3 protein-coding genes are annotated in these 4,551 nt (G+C 34.6%); 2 read left to right on the top strand and 1 reads right to left on the bottom strand.

What is annotated here, in order from left to right; all coding sequences use genetic code 11:
* The coding region (locus AC3DU7_RS26160; RefSeq protein ID WP_488042207.1) for a hypothetical protein at nt 1–187 on the top strand (187 nt) is incomplete at its 5' end.
* Nucleotides 188–262: 75 nt separating this feature from the next.
* Here AC3DU7_RS26160 and AC3DU7_RS26155 read toward each other — a convergent pair.
* Nucleotides 263–1,000, bottom strand: coding sequence for a phycocyanobilin:ferredoxin oxidoreductase (locus AC3DU7_RS26155; protein WP_488042206.1), 738 nt, complete (start codon nt 998–1,000; stop codon nt 263–265).
* 2,752 nt (nt 1,001–3,752) lie between these two features.
* Between AC3DU7_RS26155 and AC3DU7_RS26150 the strand changes: the two genes are divergently transcribed.
* A partial coding sequence (locus AC3DU7_RS26150; protein ID WP_488042205.1) for a serine/threonine protein kinase occupies nt 3,753–4,551 on the top strand: 799 nt, incomplete at its 3' end.

The following is a 4,551-nucleotide window of genomic DNA, read 5'->3' as shown; positions in this document are numbered from 1 at the left end:
ATTATCCATTATCAATTATCCATTATCAATTATCCATTATCCATTATCAATTATCAATTATCCATTATCCATTATCAATTATCCATTATCAATTATCCATTATCCATTATCCATTATTGAACTCGTAGTTACAGAAAGCAATAAACTATGGCCTTTAAAATATAACCAAGCACCCAAGAACGGTTAAAACCCGAGGTAATTAGCAATTATTCATTATCAATTATTAATTAATGAACTATTCCCTTTTCTCTGGAGATGTCTATTAATCAGGGTTATCAAATAATACAGTTGTCAAATAATAATCTGTCCATTCCGGCCCAAAAGCTTTTTCTAAGACTCGGCGGGTTTTGTCGTTTTGTCTCTGCTGACTAGAATAATGGCGTTGAGCTTTGAGAATTTCCAGTTGTTGTTCTGAAGTAACAGGTTTTTGGGCAACCGCTTGTTGGCAATGTATTTCTAGGTAAGACTCCACTATAGATAGAAATTTTTGTTCTTCATTTAGATCGGTAGGTCGTATGAATAGACAAAATTCTGAAAATATTTCGCCCCATTTAGGGAGTTGGCGAGGATAAGAAAAATCTTTTATTGGTAAGCTTTTAAGTTGGTAATTATAGACTTGTGATAGTTTTCTATCTTGATTGAGGGGTGATAGATCGACTACTGCTGCACTTATTTGGCCTCTTGCTCCCACTAAGTCTGTGCCAAATATGGGTAAGGCATAACTTGTTCTAGGAAACATTACACAGTGCAATATATCTAGACTTTGACCTACTTTAGCCAGCTCCAGATGTAGCTTGCGGAACTGGGGGGTTTGATAGCATTTGTTTTCTATTGTTAGTTTTTCTCCTTCGAGACGGCCTTCTACATACCCTAGTTCTGCGGGTAGGTTATATGGTTTTAAGTCTAGGTAACGTTGCCATACTGCTTCTATGGTGTCTGCTAGTCGGCATACTAAAGGGTGTTGTTGTTCTCGTAGTGATGGAATTGATGTTTTTAACATTCTAGTTATAGGCCAGTTAGTTTTGACTTCTCTCTCGGTTAAAACACGAGAAATTCTAAGCGGATGTTCCGAGTTGGGTTAAAACCACGATTCGGAACCTTTAACACTTAACTGTCACCGACAATTAGTCGGTGGTGGCAGTCAAAAACCACCTAGACGCTCTCACATACTGATGATTAATACCATATGCTTTGCGCTTACTTTTCATGATTAATCCTTTCAGAGTGGTTTTACTCAAGGATCGAGCTATAAATCCCTATCTTTGCTGCCTGCTTGTCTGTTGCCTTGGTCTTGGTAGCGACATAAGTCCTACTAGTTTCCTTCTGACAGGAATTTCACCCCTACAAGCAAAGGTTTATCGGGACAAACCTTGTTCTTACTCCCATAAATATATTATCTCATACTTTGGGATACAGGAGATTAAAATCTCCAACTTGTTTTCATCCATCGGCTGAAGTCTAATGGCTTTCAACTGTCAAATTCAAGGTAATTTGGCTTTTTTAGATTTTAGATACTTACTGAATTAGTAGTTTATATATTAAGTCAGAATCCCACAATTCTGCATCATTGTATTAGTAAAATCAAAAACTAAAAAGTAAAAAGTAATTAGAGCGTGACCGATCTAATCTAAAAACATTGACATATAAAGACAAGTGCCTTTTTGGGGTCGAATTGCAGTGCCTGGTATAACCTCTAAAGCGCTCATGCATGGAGCGTATTTTAGGCGCATAGTTGGGCAGAACAATCTTAGAACAAAACGCCCGCTCCTACCTCCTCGCTCATTCCCCGTTCTTCCTGTCTTCCCCTCCACGGTCGCAGGGCTAATTCATTGTCGCGCCTAGAATATTTACAACTGTATATTTTTGGTTAACTCACTCTAGCAAGATGTACAAAATTTCAAAATTTCAAAGGATACAATTTTTCGATCGCGTGACGATGAATTTACCTTACTCCCCCACTCCCCCACTCCCCTATTTCTTTTTTCTCTCGTGACAATAAATAGGCCCTGCTCCACGGTCGGGGTTAGGGGTGGGTTGTCTCCTGTCTCCTACCCCTACTAAAAGACTAGTGAAGCGCAAACCCTAATTATAACTAATACTGACGTGAAAATTGATAGTGAAGTGGGAAAGTATTTTCTTGATTTTCTGAATACTGCGATCGCTTTTTAGCATATAAAGGCGTTCAAAGTTATAAATTTTTCAATTCTTAATATAATTAATTGTCACTTTCCTAAATACTAAATTGTCTCCTAATCAAAGTTTTACTTAGATTTTTATTATATAGTAAGTATGACTAAAATTTAACCTATATTTACAATTTCTAAGGTATTGAAAGGCTATTAAGTGAAGTTTAGTTAAATTAACTTGCATAGTTGATTAATAGTGCTAAATTAAAAACATGAAGAAGCAAAAAGGCTTTTTCAGTAGATGTCAAAAGTTTAAATCCTAAACTGTAGGAGGTAACAAAAAACTGTTTAACCTGCTCGTCTGTTTGTTTACACTTCAACAGCAACCAACGGTGGTTGATATTTCCTCAAATATTTTTTAGGGGAGCAATGAATTCAAATTTTTGTAAATTCTAACTCTATTCAATATTGGATAATGTAGAGGAAATTACTCAGCCAAGGAGGTAAAAAAAAGCTGTTTAATTTTAAGTTAATCTCAATACAAAGTCGGAATAACACCCATCTAGAAAGCGAATACTTCCTAAAATTTTGGGATTAGTACAGTGAATTTGAAGCTGTGCATCCAAGACCTAAAGAGGAAAAAAGGAAGTAATAAAGTGAGTATAGGTGGGTGTTGTTGTCTAAAAAGATTGACTTAAAAGAATCAAGTAAAGTTTAATTAAATTGTCTTGTAATTATTAGTAAAAGTGTTAGATTAGTAATTGAAGTAGTAAAGCTTCAAACATTCACAACCTCATCTTCTTTGCTCAAAGAGTTAGAGCTTAATACTAAGTGTTAAGGTTTTGACCGAGCAACAGGTTTTTGTCAAACTTAATTAACAATTAAGTAGTTGACATTAAAAATAAGGAGGAAAAAAATACCGTTAAGTCTAGTTATTTGTGTGATTCAACAACAGCAACTTCTTTGGCAGAAGCTGATGGTTCCTCAAGTTGTAACGGTAAGGAAGTAAAGATTGCTCAAATTGAGATTTGAGTTAAACTTCATTTCAAATTCATTAAAACAGAGGAAATAATTTCAGGAACTCAGGAGGTTACAACGCTGTTAGGTTTACGAAAATCCGTCTCTTTAAATAATCAAAAACAACGCCAAAATAGAAAACTAATACTTCCTTAAATGGTAAAAGGGGAGCAATGCAACTAAGGTTAATAACTTAGTACAACTCCAGAAATAATCCAGAAATTGAAGGAAGTCACTGAGTGAGTAAGACTGAGGCGTTGTTTTTGCTTTGGGAAAAAAAGTTAAGTAGCTATTAGACATCTCCAGAAAAGAGGGAGTAGGGAGTAGAGGGAAAGAATTGATAATTTCTGTGCGGTAATTGATTTTATTTTTTATTATTGGAGATGTCTATTAGGAAAAAGCAATGGCAGTGAGGGAGCAAGATGCTCCCACTACCTTATTTTTATTGAATTAAATTAGATTTTAATATTTCATACTCTAAGCGATCGCCATCTAAGTATTTATCTACTTTTGAGTGGCTTTTCAATGACTATATTTGATTATAACTTGTAAGTACACTCCTAGTGAAGCACTATATAATAACATTTGTGCGTTTCAGTGAGTGTAATTATGAGCAAAAGTAAAAGTAAACCTAAACCTTGGGATGAAAATTGGGAAGAATGTGGAGATATTGGTAGTGGTGGTCAAGGCAAAACTTCTTTAGTCAAATCTAAAAATGATTCATCTCTTTCTGGCAAATATGTACTTAAAATACTTCATAGACAAAAGGATGATGAAAGACGTGCAAGAATGCACAGAGAGGTAACTAATATCGAAACTTTGGAAAATCCCGGAATACCTAAATTAATTGATTCAAACTCAAAATGTTTTAAGAAAGATGTTCCTCTCTACATGGTAACTGAATTTATACAAGGAAGTACATTAGAAGAGTTTGTAGCAGAAGGTGTAATGAATGTCTTTGATGCTGTACGTTTTACACTCAAATTATTAGATATTCTTGAATATTGTCATCAAATAGGTATAGTTCATCGAGATATTAAGCCTGATAATATTATTATTAGAAACAATGATATTACTACACCTGTATTAATAGATTTTGGTCTTTCTTTTAACAAAGAAGATGATACAAGTTTAACACCTACAGGACAGGATATAGGAAATAGATTTCTTGTGCTTCCAGAGCATAAACGAGAAAGTGGTTTACAAAGAGACGAACGGTCTGACATAACACAAGTTTGTGGCATTTTATTTTTTGTGATAACAGGAAAAGCACCTCGTCATCTTTATGATGAAAAAGGAAATAAACCACATCAGAATCAGAGGCAAGAAATTCAACAAAATTTATCAATTTTACCCCAACACATACTATCTAAAATCAATAGAGTTTTTGATAGAACTTTTCAAGTAA

The sequence above is a fragment of the Okeania sp. genome (assembly GCF_983059655.1).
The sequence above is the reverse complement of the archived record's forward strand: the minus strand, read 5'-3'. Positions and strand labels throughout refer to the sequence as shown.

What these genes read in the sequence shown, in the direction of transcription:
- AC3DU7_RS26155 (WP_488042206.1), bottom strand. Translation starts at nt 1,000, where the DNA reads ATGTTAAAAACATCAATTCCATCACTACGAGAACAACAACACCCTTTA.